The sequence below is a fragment of the Actinomyces israelii genome, assembly GCF_030253495.1.
Classification (GTDB): Bacteria; Actinomycetota; Actinomycetes; order Actinomycetales; family Actinomycetaceae; genus Actinomyces; species Actinomyces israelii.
This window is the reverse complement of sequence record NZ_CP124548.1, coordinates 2,344,147-2,358,215: the sequence shown is the minus strand read 5'-3', so window position 1 is coordinate 2,358,215 and position 14,069 is coordinate 2,344,147. Positions and strand designations below refer to the sequence as shown.

Annotated in this window: 13 protein-coding genes and 2 tRNA genes; 13 read left to right on the top strand and 2 right to left on the bottom strand. The window is 72.1% G+C overall.

From position 1 onward, the window contains the following. The first annotated feature begins 59 nt into the window (after positions 1-59). The 3 genes from AIF0345_RS09780 to AIF0345_RS09770 all read left to right on the top strand — a co-directional run bounded on the left by AIF0345_RS09780 (position 60) and on the right by AIF0345_RS09770 (position 2,524). Positions 60-135, top strand: a tRNA-Ala gene (locus tag AIF0345_RS09780). A gap of 44 nt (positions 136-179) precedes the next feature. Beyond that, positions 180-254: transfer RNA gene (locus AIF0345_RS09775), tRNA-Lys, on the top strand. A gap of 284 nt (positions 255-538) precedes the next feature. Continuing rightward, a complete protein-coding gene (locus tag AIF0345_RS09770) occupies positions 539-2,524 on the top strand; it encodes an OPT family oligopeptide transporter (RefSeq protein WP_268917478.1) in 1,986 nt (661 codons plus the stop codon). Between the two features lie 34 nt (positions 2,525-2,558). Here AIF0345_RS09770 and AIF0345_RS09765 read toward each other — a convergent pair whose 3' ends face one another. After that, positions 2,559-3,032 (bottom strand): MarR family winged helix-turn-helix transcriptional regulator, encoded by a 474-nt coding sequence (locus tag AIF0345_RS09765; protein WP_268917479.1) that lies wholly within the window; start codon positions 3,030-3,032, stop codon positions 2,559-2,561. A gap of 104 nt (positions 3,033-3,136) precedes the next feature. Here AIF0345_RS09765 and AIF0345_RS09760 point away from each other — a divergent pair, with 104 nt between their 5' ends. The 3 genes from AIF0345_RS09760 to ppgK all read left to right on the top strand — a co-directional run bounded on the left by AIF0345_RS09760 (position 3,137) and on the right by ppgK (position 6,365). Next, the gene (locus AIF0345_RS09760) at positions 3,137-4,090 is read left to right on the top strand and encodes an NADP-dependent oxidoreductase (protein WP_268917480.1); all 954 of its coding nucleotides are present in this window, start codon (positions 3,137-3,139) and stop codon (positions 4,088-4,090) included. A 75-nt stretch (positions 4,091-4,165) separates the two neighbouring features. Further along, positions 4,166-5,515, top strand: a complete 1,350-nt coding sequence (locus AIF0345_RS09755) for an SMI1/KNR4 family protein (protein ID WP_285296035.1) — start codon at positions 4,166-4,168, stop codon at positions 5,513-5,515. A gap of 91 nt (positions 5,516-5,606) precedes the next feature. After that, positions 5,607-6,365, top strand: coding sequence for a polyphosphate--glucose phosphotransferase (ppgK, locus tag AIF0345_RS09750; protein WP_285296034.1), 759 nt, complete (start codon positions 5,607-5,609; stop codon positions 6,363-6,365). A 33-nt stretch (positions 6,366-6,398) separates the two neighbouring features. On the opposite strand, the gene deoD is transcribed toward ppgK, so the two are convergent. Further along, positions 6,399-7,115: a purine-nucleoside phosphorylase gene (gene deoD, locus AIF0345_RS09745; protein WP_043558304.1), complete on the bottom strand. Its 717-nt coding sequence runs from the start codon at positions 7,113-7,115 to the stop codon at positions 6,399-6,401. Positions 7,116-7,343: 228 nt separating this feature from the next. Between deoD and AIF0345_RS09740 the strand changes: the two genes are divergently transcribed. From AIF0345_RS09740 to AIF0345_RS09710, 7 genes are all read left to right on the top strand, one after another. Then, a complete protein-coding gene (locus AIF0345_RS09740; RefSeq protein WP_043558303.1) occupies positions 7,344-8,906 on the top strand; it encodes a sodium-dependent transporter in 1,563 nt (520 codons plus the stop codon). Position 8,907: 1 nt separating this feature from the next. Beyond that, positions 8,908-9,093 (top strand): methionine/alanine import family NSS transporter small subunit, encoded by a 186-nt coding sequence (locus AIF0345_RS09735; RefSeq protein WP_043558301.1) that lies wholly within the window; start codon positions 8,908-8,910, stop codon positions 9,091-9,093. A 96-nt stretch (positions 9,094-9,189) separates the two neighbouring features. Beyond that, entirely contained in the window at positions 9,190-10,044 is an 855-nt protein-coding gene (locus AIF0345_RS09730) for an HAD hydrolase family protein (RefSeq protein WP_043558298.1), read from the top strand. Between the two features lie 3 nt (positions 10,045-10,047). Further along, complete coding sequence (locus AIF0345_RS09725) at positions 10,048-11,841, top strand: bifunctional UDP-sugar hydrolase/5'-nucleotidase (RefSeq protein WP_285296031.1); 1,794 nt, start codon at positions 10,048-10,050, stop codon at positions 11,839-11,841. A 92-nt stretch (positions 11,842-11,933) separates the two neighbouring features. Further along, positions 11,934-12,659: a vitamin K epoxide reductase family protein gene (locus tag AIF0345_RS09720; protein WP_268917484.1), complete on the top strand. Its 726-nt coding sequence runs from the start codon at positions 11,934-11,936 to the stop codon at positions 12,657-12,659. Then, the gene (locus AIF0345_RS09715) at positions 12,656-13,459 is read left to right on the top strand and encodes a metal-dependent transcriptional regulator (protein WP_268917485.1); all 804 of its coding nucleotides are present in this window, start codon (positions 12,656-12,658) and stop codon (positions 13,457-13,459) included. Before AIF0345_RS09720 ends, AIF0345_RS09715 begins: the two co-directional genes overlap by 4 nt. 46 nt (positions 13,460-13,505) lie before the next feature. Next, complete coding sequence (locus AIF0345_RS09710) at positions 13,506-13,982, top strand: HIT family protein (RefSeq protein WP_268917486.1); 477 nt, start codon at positions 13,506-13,508, stop codon at positions 13,980-13,982. Positions 13,983-14,069: the final 87 nt, after the last annotated feature.

Sequence of the window (14,069 nt, the reverse complement as noted above, 5' to 3'; positions counted from 1 at the left end):
GCCCGCGGGGTGCGGACTCCATAGGATTATCTCCGTCGCCCGGCGGGCGGCGCCCGAAAGGGGCTATGGCGCAGTTGGTAGCGCGCTTCCATGGCATGGAAGAGGTCGGGGGTTCGAATCCCCCTAGCTCCACCATGCACCGTTCGGTGTCAATCAATTGAAGCGCGACGATATGTCACGGGGCTATGGCGCAGTTGGTAGCGCGCTTCCACTTTGTGGAGGAGACGGGGGTTCGATTCCTTCTAGCTCCACCAGGAGGCGGAGGTCCTCGCCCGCACGGGCGAGGACCCCGTCGTATTGCTGCCGGGCGGCAAGCGCGGTGAGAGCGCTGTTTCGCCGAGATCGGTTCAGTTCCGCACCGAGATCGGTCCGAGGCGCCCGCGGGCCTCCGGAATCAGTCGCTCTGCCCGCCCACTGGCCCAAGTCCGCCACTCAGCAACCGTTCCGGTCCAACAGACTCGCATGCGCTGTGACGTCGAGGCGTATTGTGCGTGATGGACACGATCTGCTGTCCGGTGTCCCATGTCTGAGGAGGACCATGTCCGGTAATACCGCTCCCGCCACATCAGGTGTGCGCGAGCTTACAGTACGGGGCGTCGTCATCGGCGGCCTCATTACCCTGGTGTTCACAGCCGCCAACGTCTACCTGGGTCTGAAGGTCGGCCTCACCTTCGCCACCTCGATCCCGGCCGCGGTCATCTCCATGGCCATCCTGCGCTCCTTCCGGGACCACTCCGTGGTGGAGAACAATATCGTCCAGACAATCGCATCCGCAGCCGGCACGCTGTCGGCCATTATCTTCGTGCTGCCCGGTCTGGTCATGATCGGGTGGTGGACCGGCTTCCCGTACTGGGAGACCGCGCTGGTGACCGCCCTGGGCGGCGTGCTGGGCGTCATGTACTCCATCCCGCTGCGCCGCGCCCTCGTCACCGGATCGGACCTGCCCTTCCCCGAGGGCGTGGCCGCGGCGGAGGTGCTGCGCGTGGGGGACAGCGCCGAGGGCGCGGAGGAGAACAGGCGCGGCCTGCTGGTCATCGTTGTGGGCGGGCTGGCGTCGGCCGGCTTCGCCGCGCTGGCGGCGATGAAGGTCGTGGCCGGCAGCATTGAGCGGGCCTTCCGCGTCGGCTCCGGCGGCAGCATGGTCAGCGCCAGCCTCTCCCTGGCCCTCATCGGTGTGGGCCACCTCGTCGGCATCACCGTCGGCATCGCCATGATCGTCGGGCTGTTGATCTCCTTCGGCGTCATGCTGCCGCTGCGCACCGCCGGCCAGATCCCTGCCGGCGGCGACCTTGGCGAGATCGTGTCGGGGATCTTCACCTCCGACGTGCGCTTCGTCGGAGCGGGGGCCATGGCGGTCGCCGCCGTGTGGACGCTCGCCAAGATCGCCCTGCCCATCGCCCGAGGCGTCAAGGAGGCCCTGGCGGCCACCCGCGCCCGCGACGAGGGGACGGACGTGCCCGTCCAGGAGCGCGACCTGTCCATGCGCGTGGTGGCCGGGGTGACCCTGGCCTCGATGCTGCCTATCGGGCTCCTCCTGTGGTTGTTCGTGCGGGACACGCCCATCGGTCACCACACGGTCGGCATGGTCGTGGTCAGCATCCTCTTCGTGCTGCTGATCGGCCTGGCCGTCGCGGGCGTGTGCGGCTACATGGCGGGCCTGATCGGCGCGTCCAACAGCCCCATCTCCGGGGTCGGCATCCTCATTGTGATCGCCGCCGCCCTGCTCATCAAGGTGGTGCACGGCGCCCAGGCCCCCGGTCAGGGCGACGCGCTGATCGCCTACACCCTGTTCACCGCCGCGGTCGTCTTCGGCGTGGCCACCATCTCCAACGACAACCTGCAGGACCTCAAGACCGGCCAGCTCGTGGGGGCGACCCCGTGGAAGCAGCAGGTCGCCCTGGTTGTCGGCGTCGCCTTCGGCTCGCTCATCATCCCGCCGGTCCTCCAGCTGCTCAACACCAGCTTCGGCTTCGCCGGCGCGCCCGAGGCGACCGACAACGCCCTGGCCGCGCCCCAGGCGGCCCTGCTGTCCTCCCTGGCCAAGGGCGTGTTCGGCGGTGACCTGAGCTGGGGGCTCCTGGGCCTGGGCGCCGCGATCGGGGTGGTCGTGGTCGTCGTTGACGAGGTGCTCGGCCTGGCCACGAAGAACCGGATGCACCTGCCGCCGCTGGCCGTGGGCATGGGCATGTACCTGCCGATGGGCCTGACGCTCATCATCCCCGTCGGCGCCGTGGCGGGCCTGCTCTACGACCGCTGGGCGGCGGGGACCGCGGACCCGGAGAGCACCAAGCGGCTGAGCACCCTGGCCGCGACCGGGCTGATCGTCGGCGAGAGCCTGTTCGGCGTGGTCCTGGCGGGCATCGTGGCCGCGAGCGGGCAGGAGGAGCCCCTCGCCGTCGTCGGCCCCGGGTTCGAGACCGCCTCCGAGGCGCTCGGCGCCCTGGTGTTCGCCGGGGTGGGGCTCGGACTCTACCTGTGGGTCAAGAGGCTGTCGGTCAGGGCGATGACCCGCACAGGGGCCTGATCCCGACCGGCTCGGCCGGGCTCGTCAACCGGCGTCAGGGACGCCGGGCGGGGGCGTCCGCCACGAGGTCGTCGGCCAGACGGCCGGCGACCTCGCTGGCGTCGTTGAGGAAGTTGATGAGCATCGCGACCTGCTCCTCGGACCAGCCCGACACGACCTCCGACAGTTCCTCGTCCGCCCGGGCGAAGACGGAGGCCAGGCGATCCGCCCCCGCGGCGTGGATGTGCACCGAGCGCCGGTCGGCCGCATCGGGCCGGCGCTCCACCCACCCGCCCCTCTCCAGCCGCCTGAGCACGCCCGTCATGGTGGCCAGGTGGGTGCGGGTGCGCCGGGCGAGCTCGGTGGGGGTCAGCGGCCCCTCCCGGTGGAGGACGTCGAGCACGGCGAGGTCCGCGCCCTTGATGCCGAGCACGACCCCGGCGGCGCGGTTGGTCATGGCCAGGGCGCTGCCCAGCCGGCGCAGGGCGAGGATCGTCCGCAGCTGCGGTGAGTCGGACGCCGTTATCATGACACTCCGTTTCTATAAGTTGTATATTCTATGAGAATCATAGTGGGCGGTCGGCGGGATGGAAGGCCCGCCGACCCGCGGCGACGGAACGAGGATGTTGCAGTATGGTGCGAGCGATTGAGTACAGGAGCTTCGGCGGCCCCGAGGTCCTGGAGATGGCCGAGGTCCCCGAGCCCGTTCCCGGCCCCGGGCAGGTGCGCGTGGCGGTCAGGGCGGCGGGCCTCAACCCCGTGGACTGGAAGATCGTCTCCGGCATGATGGGCGGCGATGGTCCGCGGCGGCCCCGGGGTGTGGGGCGCGACTACGCGGGTGTCGTCGACGCCGTCGGCGAGGGCGTCGCCTCCGTGGCAGTCGGGGACGAGGTCCTGGGGACCGTGCACGCCGCTCCGGGAAGCGGGTCGGGGGCCGGGACGCTGGCCGAGCGGCTCGTCGTCGACGCCGGCGACGTCGTGCTCAAGCCCGCGGCCCTGAGCTTCGCCCAGGCGGCCGCGCTCGGGGTCGCCGTCGAGGCGGCGGCGGGGGCGCTGCGCGCGTTGGGGGTCCACGACGGCGACGTGCTCGTGGTCAGCGCCGCCTCGGGCGGCGTCGGCTCGATGGCGGTCCAGCTCGCCGGGCGCGCCGGCGCCGCCGTCATCGGTATCGCCGGCGAGGACAGCCTGGACCGCATCCGCTCCCTGGGCGCCGTCGCGGTCGCCTACGGCGAGGACCTGGAGGACCGCGTCCGCGCGGCGGCGCCGTCGCCGGTGACCAGGCTGCTGGACTGCCACGGCCCGCAGTACGTCGATCTCGCGCTGGCGCTCGGCCTGGCCCCCGAGGCCATCGCCACCATTGTGCCCGCGCCGCCGTCCATCGCCAAGGGGGTGCGGGTCACCGGCTCGCGCGACGCCCGCCCCGAGGACCTGAGGCGGGCGGCCGCCCTCGTGGCCGACGGAACCATGACGGTGACGATCGCCCGCGTCTACCCCTTCGATGTCGACTCGGTGCGGCAGGCCTACACCGAGCTGCGCGGCGGCCACGTGCGCGGCAAGCTCGTTGTTGACCTACCTGAGACCCCCTGAGCCGGCCCGGGGTGTTCTGAAGCCGTTGCGAGCCGGCCTCCGCGCGCCCCAGCGCGTATGTGATGTGATGGGCGCATGAGCGAGTCCGATCAGCCGTCCCTCGCATCTGGTTCCACGCCTGAGCGCATGCTCGCCGAGGTGGTCGCCGGGCACTTCATCGGTGCCCGGGTGGTGGAGGCCGACGGCGCCCAGGTCGTGGAGCTCGGGGAGGGGCTGCCCGTCATCGAGTGCTCCATCGACGAGTGCCAGGACGCTCCGCCCTACGGGGTGTTCATCTTCTTGACCATCAGAGGCGGCGCGCTCGGCGAGTCGGGAGCCCTGGTCACCGCCAGCGGATACGGCTCGAGCACGCAGTCCGCGCTCGTACTGGCCGGGTGCAACTGGGCCTGCGCCTTCGGACCCGTCCTGCTCACCGGGATCGGCCGCCCCGACCTCATCAGCACTCAGGATCCGGATGTCGAGCAGCTCGAGACTGCCCTGGACGGACGGCGGTACCGCGTCGCGGTTGGCCACCTCGACCGCTGGACCGGCTCGGCGGAGGAGGCGGCGGTCTACCGGCAGCGCCTGGGCGGTCCCCGGGCCCTGACAACACGGGTGCTGGACAGCGGAACCGTCCCCGCCCTGCGGTCCGGCCAAGTCGTTGCGCTCGGCTGCTTCCTCGAGGCGGGCCCGACGCCGCTGGCCGAGGTCAAGCTCGGGGCGGCCGACTGGCCGCCCGCCCGTGCCGTGCTCGACACCATCCCGCCGGAGTCCGGCGGCACGCGGATGCTGCGCGAGTGGGCACTGCTGACTCCGATCGAGCTGGCCCCCACCCTCACCCGCGGCGGCCTGCAGCGCACCCTCGACCTGCTGCGCGCCTGCGCCGACAACCCGACCAGCGAGGCCGGCTGGTGCGGCGCCCGCCATCACGGCATGCGGCTGGGAGAGACGGACCCCGGCGCCGCGAGCCTCGGGCTGCCGGAGGACATGGCCTGGTTCCTGAGCACGGTCGCCGCCGGCGGGGCGGGGCCCGGCTACGGCCTCGAGCCCCGGCCCCTCGCCGAGGAGTGGTGGTACCTGGCCGACGCCGGCTGCGGGGCCCAGTGGGTCCTCAATCTCGCCGACAGCACCGTGTGGCTGGATTCGCGCGCCTGCGACGACGGCTTCCAGCTCGCGGCCCCCGGCTTCCTGGCCTGGTACGAGGCCTGGCTGGACAATGCGATCTGCGGGGCCGGCCCCTTCGCCCGCTGGGAGTACAGGGTCGACGCCGCCTACAAGATGCTCGCCGACGCCGCGCAGAGGGAGGGCGTCGACAAGCTGCCCGAGACCGTCACGCGGGTGAAGATCCACTCCCCCCAGGGCGAGCCCATCGGCCCCTGCCACGCCTGCGAGGAGACCTACGCCCGCCTCGGGGTGCCCTCCACGGTGTTCACGACCGCACCGTAAGAGCCCGGAAGCCGCCTCCAACCGGCCCCGGCTCACCGACTCCTCCTATATCCTCGGACCGCACTGATCAGAAGACCTTCAGGAGGCTGTCATGAGTCAGACGAACCGGATGGCATGCGGGATCGACATCGGCGGATCGGGTATCAAGGGCGCCCTCGTCGACCTGGAGACCGGCGAGTTCGCGGGCGAGCGCGTCCGCATCGACACCCCCCGGCCCTCCACGCCCAAGGCGGTCGCGAAGGTCTGCCGCACGATCATCGACAGGCTCGGTGTCGAGGAGGACGTGCCCGTGGGCATCACCTTCCCGGCTCCGATCGTGCACGGGACCATCCCCTTCATCGCCAACCTCGACAAGTCCTGGAAGGGCGTCGACGTCAATGAGCTCATGACGCACGTCCTGGGCAGGCGCTCATACGCGCTCAACGACGCCGACGCCGCCGGCCTGGCCGAGGTCGCCTACGGCGCGGCCAAGGGGGTGCGCGGTACCGTCATCGTCACCACGCTGGGCACCGGCATCGGCTCGGCCGTCATCGTGGACGGCACGCTCGTGCCCAACACCGAGTTCGGGCACCTGGAGATCGACGGCCACGACGCCGAGACCCGCGCCTCCTCCCACCAGAAGGAGGTCCACGACCTGAGCTGGAAGAAGTGGGCCAAGCGGCTGCAGCGCTACTACTCCCACGTCGAGATGCTCTTCAGCCCGGACCTGTTCGTCGTCGGCGGGGGAGTATCGAAGAAGCACGAGAAGTTCCTGCCGCTGCTCGACCTGCGCGCCCCGATCGTGCCCGCCGCCCTGCTCAACACCGCGGGTATCGTCGGCGCCGCCTGGCAGGCCTCCCGGGCCGAGTAGCGGCCCCGCGCCCGCTGACGCGGGCCGGCGCCCTCAGCTCAGCGCGGCTGCGACGGCCAGGCGCAGGGAGTCCTGGAAGCGCGTCTCCCGCTCGGCGGCGCTCATGTCGCCGCGGTGGTCGAGCAGGTGGTCCGAGACGGTGAGCACCGTCAGGGCCCGCCTGCTGTACTCGGCCGCCACCGCGTACAGGACCGCGGACTCCATCTCCACGCACAGCGTCCCGTAGGCGGCCAGGCGCTCGGTCTGGCCCTCGGGAGTGAAGTAGAAGTGGTCGCGGGAGGCGATCGTGCCGACGTGGGTCCGCTCGGCGATGCCGGCTGCGACGGCCTCCCGGTAGGCCGCCATGGCCAGGTGGAAGTCCGCGACGGCCGAGAAGCTGATGCCCGGGACGCGCAGCTGGTTCATGGCGGAGTCGGTGTGCGCACCGGTGGCGATGACGACGTCGCCCACCCCGACCCGCTCGCTGATGCCGCCCGCAGTGCCCACGCGGATGATGCGCTCGACGCCGAAGCGGGCGAACAGCTCGGTGGCGTAGATGGCCAGGGAGGGCTGGCCCATGCCCGAGCCCATGACACTCAATGGCTCGCCGTCCACGGTGCCGGTGAAGCCGAGCATCCCGCGCACGTCGGTGACCAGGCGCGGCTCGGTAAGAAGAGACTCGGCGATGCGCTGGGCGCGCCTGGGGTCGCCGGGCATGAGGACGGCGGGGGCGAAGTCGCCGGGCTCGGCGGCGATGTGGGCGGTGGCCATGGGGTCCTCCGGGGCGGTCAGACGGGCGGAAGGCGCGCCGCTGCGGGCGCCCTGCGCATCAGTGTGGCACAGCCCGATGTCCCGGATTGTGGAACGACGGGGAACCAGCCAGTGAGCGGGGTTACGGTTCGCTGGTTCAGCGTCTCTGCGTCAGCCTCGCAGGTCGGCGGCGCCGTTCCCGCGGCGCCGCCCCCAAGACGACCACCCATTACGCACAGGGGCTTCACCATGTCCTCCACATCCACGCCCTCGACGCCCGCGCGCGAGCAGTGGAGCGGCCAGTTCGGCTTCCTCATGGCCGCCATCGGCTCGGCCATCGGCCTGGGAAACATCTGGCGCTTCCCCGGCGTCGCCTACTCCAACGGCGGCGGCGCCTTCATGATTCCCTACATCGTCGCCCTCCTGGCCGTGGGCGTGCCCGTCCTCCTCCTCGACTACGCCCTGGGGCACCGCTACCGGGGATCCTCGCCGGCCGTCTTCCGGCGCATATCCAGGCGGTTCGAGTGGCTGGGCTGGTGGCACGTCGTCGTCTGCTTCATCATCATGACCTACTACGTCGTCGTCGTCGCCTGGGCCCTGCGCTACACGGTCTTCGCCCTGACGACCGCCTGGGGCGATGACGCCTCCGGCTTCTTCAGCAGCTACATCGGCCTGGGCAAGATCTCCGACGCCGGTACCCCCGCCTACTCCGCCGAGCCGGTCGTCGGCGTCATCATCCCGCTGCTGCTCGTGTGGGCCTACGGGATCTACGTCGTGGCGCGCGGCGTGTCCAAGGGCGTCGAGCGCGCCAACCGGATCTTCCTGCCCGTCCTGGTCGTCATGTTCCTCATACTCGTCGTGCGCGCCATGCTCCTGCCCGGCGCCACGGACGGCCTCAACACCCTGTTCACCCCCGACTGGGGCAAGCTGGGCGACTACCGGGTCTGGATGGCCGCCTTCGGGCAGATCTTCTTCTCCCTGTCCATCGGCTTCGGCATCATGCTGACCTACGCCTCCTACCTCAAGCGCCGTTCCAACCTCGTGGGCACGGGGCTGACGGCGGCCTTCGCCAACTCCTCCTTCGAGCTGCTCGCCGGCATCGGCGTGTTCGCGACCCTCGGCTTCATGGCGCACGTCCAGAACGTCTCGGTCGGCGAGCTCGAGGGCATCACGGGACCGGCCCTCGCCTTCGTGACCTTCCCGACCGTCATCTCCCAGATGCCGGGCGGGCCGCTCTTCGGGTTCCTCTTCTTCGCCTCCTTCACGCTGGCGGGCCTGACCTCCTTCATCTCCATCATCCAGGTCGTCGCGCCCGCAGTCGCCGAGAAGTTCGGCTGGTCCAATGTGACGGCGACCCTCGCCTGCGGCCTGCCCAGCGCGGCCCTGTCCTTCGTGCTGTTCGGCACGTCCTCGGGCCTGTACGACCTCGACGTCGTGGACGCCTACATCAACAACATCGGCGTCGTGGCCTCCGCGATCACCATGTGCGTCGGGCTGGGGCTGGTCCTGCGCCGTTTCAAGATCCTTCGGCGTCACCTCAACGTCGTCTCCGAGACCCGCGCGGTGGGGGAGTGGTGGCGGGTGACGGCCGCGGTCGTCGTGCCCGCGCTCCTGGGGTACATGTTCATCCAGACCGTGTGGTCCTACGCGCACGACGGCTACACCTACTCCCGCGGCTTCGAGGCCGTGTTCGGCTGGGGCATGCTCTTCGCGGGGGCGGTGGTCACCGCCGTGCTGACCGCGATCCCCTGGAGGACGCCCGTGGACGACTTCACCCCCATCGCCCTGGACGCCTACGAGGAGGTGAAGTGAGATGACCGGTCCCGCGATCACCCTCATGCTCGTCGCCATCGTTGTCATCTGGGGCGGTCTCGCCGTCTCAGTCACCGCCCTGGTCGTGCGCGGGCGCCGCGAGGACAGGGACGCTCGCGCCCAGGCACGCGCAGCCGCCCGCGAGCACCTGCGCCACCCCGGGGCCCCGCCGCAGGCCCAGGACTGAGCCGACCGGCGTCGTCCAGACACGCATCCGGCCCGCTCCGGCGGGCACGGGCGCGACGGCTTCCCCGCCGCCGCGCCCGTGCGAGACAATGCCGCCATGACAGACACCCGCGACGCCGTCACCCCCGACGCCCTGTCCACCGCACCGGACGACATCGTCCCCCGGCTGGTCGCCTTCGACCTCGACGAGACCCTGGCCCCATCCAAGTCGCCCCTGCCCGCCGCCATGGCCGCCGCGCTGCGCGCCCTGCTCGACGTCGTACCCGTGTGCGTCATCTCCGGCGGGCGATTCACCCAGTTCCACGACCAGGTCCTGGCCCACCTGGACGCTACCGGCGACCAGCTCTCCCGCCTCCACCTCATGCCCACCTGCGGCACCCGCTACTACGTCCATGTTCCGCAGGCCGCTGCGGCCGACGGCATCAGCAGCGACGGCTGGAGGCTCGTCTACGCCCACGACTTCACGCCCGCGCAGGTCGACAGGGGCTTCGCGATCGTCGAGGCCGAGGCCCGCAGGCTGGGCCTGTGGGAGGAGCGGACCTGGGGCGAGATCCTCGAGAACCGCGGCTCTCAGATCACCTTCTCGGCGCTCGGTCAGGAGGCGCCGCTGGACGCCAAGAAGGCCTGGGACCCCACGGGGGAGAAGAAGGGGCGGCTGCGGGACGCCGTCGCTGCGCGCCTGCCCGAGCTCGAGGTCCGCTCGGGCGGGTCCACGAGCGTGGACATCACCCCCAAGGGCGTCGACAAGGCCTACGGCATGGTCCACCTGGCCGAGCAGACCGGCATCCCCCTGGGCGACATGCTCTTCGTGGGCGATCGCCTCGACGCCGAGGGCAACGACCACCCCGTCAAGGCCCTGGGCGTGCCCTGCCGGGCCGTGACCGGCTGGGAGGACACCGTCGACTACGTCATCGCGCTGGCGGCCCGGATCGCCGGCTCCTCTCGGGCCTGAGCCATGACGGAGGCCCGGTGGGCGCGGAGTCGGGACCGCGGCCGGCCGACGGCGCCCGGCGGGCCCCGGGTGCTGCTGCGCGGCTGCCGTGCGGCCTGCTCGCGGTGGTGGACGGCCCGCACGGTCCGCTTCCGCAAGGTCACGCGCACCCTTGTGCTGCTCGCCGTCACCTGCCTGGTCTCGCTGTGCGTCGGCGTGGTCACGGCCGAGGCCTCCAGCCCCGTCGGCCCCCACCAGGCGCAGTGGTCGACGACCCTCGACTCCACCGTCAGCCTCGACCTGGGGCCCCTGGGGCAGGTCGCCCTCGACTCGCCTGCCGGGATCCTGGGGGTGCGGGTGGTGCTGGGGGAGGTCGCGGGACAGGCAGAGCCCGTCGTCGGCTCACAGGACGCCCTCGGCGAGGCCCTGAGCTCCGACGGCGCCGCCTACATGTCCCTGATCACCCATCCCGAGCTCACCATCGAGCGCGGCCTGCGGGCCCTGGTCGACGACGCCCTGAGACGGGCGGGGCTGCTGGAGTCGGTCATGCTGTGCCTGGTGGCCGCCGGCCGTCTGGCCACCGGGGGGCGCCTGCGCGACGCCGTGCACCGGGGCCTCGCCCACGCCACCGCCTCCAGCCTGCTGGCGGCCACCGGCGCGGTCACCGTCGTGGCGCTGCTCCTGCCCGGCCTGCGCTCGCAGGCGGTGACCGGCAACCGTCTGCCGGTCCTGGCGGGCACCCCGTTGGAGCAGGCGCGCGTCTCCGGGCGCATCGGCGACATCGTCCAGGCCTACGGCGGCCGGGTCACGGCCTTCCTGGCCGACAACACCTCCTTCTACGCCGCCGCCCACGCCAACCTCTGGGCCGCGTGGGCCGCCTCCGAGCGGGTCGATGGGGTCGCGGACGTGACGGCCGCCGGCGGCGCCGTCGATGCCGACGAGGTCGCCCGGGCGGCCTCCGCCGCCGCGTCCCCGGGGGCGGCCGGGACGCCGTCGTCCCGGGCCCCGTCGACGGGCGCGGCGCCCGGCTCCTCCGCGCAGCCGACCGCGACGGTCGGGCCCGCCCGCGGCCGGGACGCCGTCACGGCGGTCCTGACGACCGACCTGCACTGCAACCTCGACGTCACCGCCTTCGCCGGGCTGCTCGACGCCCTGGCGGGCGCCACCGTCCACATGGACGACGGCGACCTGACCATGACCGGCTCGGAGCCCGAGCAGTTCTGCGTCGACGCCCTGGACAACGCGGTGCCGGGCGGCGTCGCCCGGGTGGCCACGATCGGGAACCACGACTCGTCCTACACGGCTGAGCGCCTGCGGGCGCTCGGCTGGACGGTGACCGACGGCAGCGTCCGGGACGTCGGCGGGCTGCGGGTCCTCGGCGACGTCGACCCGGACCGCACCCCGGCCGGGGGCACCTTCCAGCGCGGCGAGGAGAGCGCCACCGACATCGGGCGGCGCCTGGCGACCGTCTCCTGCGAGGCCGCGGGCAGGGGCGAGGGGGCCGACGTCGTCCTCATCCACCAGCCGGCGACCTTCGGCCCGCTCATCGACGGCGGCTGCGTCCCGCTGCTCATCGGCGGGCACGTTCACCAGGAGCAGGGGATGAGCGTGACCCGGGGCGCGAATCTCGACGTCGCCCAGCTCGTCTCCGGGGCCGGCAAGGGCGGCACGTCCGTGGGGCGGGTGACCGAGGACGCCTACCTGCACGTGCTGTCCTTCGACTCCGACGGCGGCCTGGTCGCCTGGCGCGTGGTGGTGCTTCACCCCGACGCCTCGGTGACCGTGGGGGCCTGGCAGCCCGCGCCCGCGACGGGATGAGTCGCCGCCGGGACGATGGTGCACAATAGGCGGTCATCGTTCCACTGCACCTACGCACCCACAGAGACGAACCCGATCACGAGGAGGCACCGATGACGCACGTGCCCACCGAGGCAGAGATCGACGCCATGAGCGAGGAGGAGCTCGAGGTCTACCTTGCCGCGGAGCCCGGCGGTCCCGGCGCCGCCGACGCCGCGGGTCCCGGCCAGGACGGCGCGCCGGCGTGGCTCACCGCCACCGGGGCCTCGCGCTCCTACGCCTGGCTGCTCGTTGTCGGCTCCCTCGTCGGCATCGCGGCGTCCTGGGAGCTCATGTCCAGCGAGCTGGCGCTCATCAGGGAGCCGCTGGCGAGCCTGTCGTGCGATGTCAGCCCGCTGGTGTCCTGCGGCGCCTCCCTGGACGTGTGGCAGGGCAACCTGCTGGGGGTTCCCAACTCCTTCATCGGGGCGATGGCCTTCGCGGTGCTCCTGTTCGCCGGAGTCCTGCTCGCCTCCGGCGGGCGGCTGCCCCGCTGGGTGTGGTGGGGCATGACCGCGGGGACCGTCGGCGGCGTCGGGTTCGTCGTGTGGTTCCTGATCATCTCGATCACCGTCTTCGGCAGGCTGTGCCCCTTCTGCATGCTCATCTGGGCCGTGACGATCCCGATCGCCGCCGGCACCTGGGGCGAGGCCGCCCGTCGCGGGCACCTGGGCCTGTCGCCCGCAGCGGCCGAGCGCCTGCACAGGGCCCGCTGGCCGGTCGCGGCCGCCATGTACCTGGCCGTCATCGCCACCGTCGTGGTCGCCTTCTGGGACGGCTGGATGGCGATGCTGTCATGAGCCCCGTCAACCAGGCCGATGCCCCGGCCGAGGCCTCCGCCGTGACCCAGGACTACCTCAAGGCGGTGTGGGCCGCCATGGAGTGGGGCGGCAAGGGCGCCTCGATCACCGGTCTGGCGCGGCGGATGAAGGTCGCCCCCTCCACGGCGTCGGAGAACGTGGGGCGCCTGGTCGAGGCGGGCCTGCTCGAGCACGAGCCCTACAAGGCCGTCACGCTGTCGGCCGACGGGCAGCGCCTGGCCACCGGCATGGTGCGCCGCCACCGCCTTCTGGAGACCTACCTGGTCGAGCGCCTGGGACTGAGCTGGGACGAGGTCCACGCCGAGGCCGAGGTTCTCGAGCACGCCGTGTCCGACAGGCTCCTGGAGGCGCTCGACGACGCACTGGGGCATCCTGCGCGGGACCCGCACGGCGACCCGATCCCCGCCCCGGACGGGTGCGTCGTCCAGCCGGAGCTGTGCAGCATCGACACCGTGCCCGTGGGGCGGACCGTCGTCGTGGGCCGTATCAAGGACTGCTCCAAGACCCTGCGCGATCTCGCTCTGGCCGGCATCGGCCTGGACACGACGGTGACTGTGATCGATCGGGGCACCGTGTCGGCCTTCGCGGCGGGGGAGAAGCGCCGCAGGGCGACGGTGGTGCGCGCCGTGCGCGCGGACGAGGAGCCTCCCCGTGAGCGCGCCGAGGCGGTCGTGCCGGTGGGCCACCTGTGGGTGCTGGCCTCGGCGGCCGGCCCCGGCGGCGCGGAGAACCCGCGGCCGCTCACCGAGATCGGTGGGCATCCGCGCCGAGATCGATGACGGGAGCGCTGCCGGGGCTGCGAGACCAATCATCTAGGCTGGCGCCATGACCGCCCCCAAGAACACTGAGACCACTGAGACCTCGGTCTTCACCAAGATCATCAACGGCGACATCCCCGGGCGCTTCGTGTGGGCCGACGACGTGTGCGTCGCCTTCGCCACCATCGAGCCGCAGACCCCCGGCCACGTCCTGGTCGTGCCGCGCATTGCGCACGAGTCCTACATAGACGCCAGCGAGCCCACCATCGCCCACCTGTCGGTGGTGGCCAAGCGCATCGCCGCCGCCCAGGTGCGGGTCTTCGACGCCGTGCGCCCGGGCATCGTCGTCCTCGGGCTGGACGTGCCCCACCTGCACATCCACGTGCTCCCCCTGCACCGGGCCGCAGACATCGCCCCGTCCTCGGCGCGTCCCGCCGACGGCGCCGAGCTCGACGAGACGATGGGCCGCTTGCGCCAGGGGCTGGGCGAGGACGGGTGGGGGGCGTTCGTGCCGGCGCGGATGGACTCGCCCTCCCTCGCCTGATCTCGCCCGGCCCGTGCCGCCCGCCGCCGGTGCGCGGCCGGCCGGGATCACAGTGACCGGCGCCTCGCGCCCGCCACCCGGACGGCG

Excerpts from the sequence above, each read along its gene's own strand:
- AIF0345_RS09770 (WP_268917478.1), top strand. The coding sequence starts at position 539 with ATGTCCGGTAATACCGCTCCCGCCACATCAGGTGTGCGCGAGCTTACA.
- AIF0345_RS09730 (WP_043558298.1), top strand. The coding sequence starts at position 9,190 with ATGACAGACACCCGCGACGCCGTCACCCCCGACGCCCTGTCCACCGCA.
- AIF0345_RS09735 (WP_043558301.1), top strand. The coding sequence starts at position 8,908 with ATGACCGGTCCCGCGATCACCCTCATGCTCGTCGCCATCGTTGTCATC.
- AIF0345_RS09720 (WP_268917484.1), top strand. The coding sequence starts at position 11,934 with ATGACGCACGTGCCCACCGAGGCAGAGATCGACGCCATGAGCGAGGAG.
- AIF0345_RS09715 (WP_268917485.1), top strand. The coding sequence starts at position 12,656 with ATGAGCCCCGTCAACCAGGCCGATGCCCCGGCCGAGGCCTCCGCCGTG.
- AIF0345_RS09710 (WP_268917486.1), top strand. The coding sequence starts at position 13,506 with ATGACCGCCCCCAAGAACACTGAGACCACTGAGACCTCGGTCTTCACC.
- AIF0345_RS09760 (WP_268917480.1), top strand. The coding sequence starts at position 3,137 with ATGGTGCGAGCGATTGAGTACAGGAGCTTCGGCGGCCCCGAGGTCCTG.
- AIF0345_RS09755 (WP_285296035.1), top strand. The coding sequence starts at position 4,166 with ATGAGCGAGTCCGATCAGCCGTCCCTCGCATCTGGTTCCACGCCTGAG.
- deoD (WP_043558304.1), bottom strand. The coding sequence starts at position 7,115 with ATGGCCACCGCCCACATCGCCGCCGAGCCCGGCGACTTCGCCCCCGCC.
- AIF0345_RS09765 (WP_268917479.1), bottom strand. The coding sequence starts at position 3,032 with ATGATAACGGCGTCCGACTCACCGCAGCTGCGGACGATCCTCGCCCTG.
- AIF0345_RS09725 (WP_285296031.1), top strand. The coding sequence starts at position 10,048 with ATGACGGAGGCCCGGTGGGCGCGGAGTCGGGACCGCGGCCGGCCGACG.
- AIF0345_RS09740 (WP_043558303.1), top strand. The coding sequence starts at position 7,344 with ATGTCCTCCACATCCACGCCCTCGACGCCCGCGCGCGAGCAGTGGAGC.
- ppgK (WP_285296034.1), top strand. The coding sequence starts at position 5,607 with ATGAGTCAGACGAACCGGATGGCATGCGGGATCGACATCGGCGGATCG.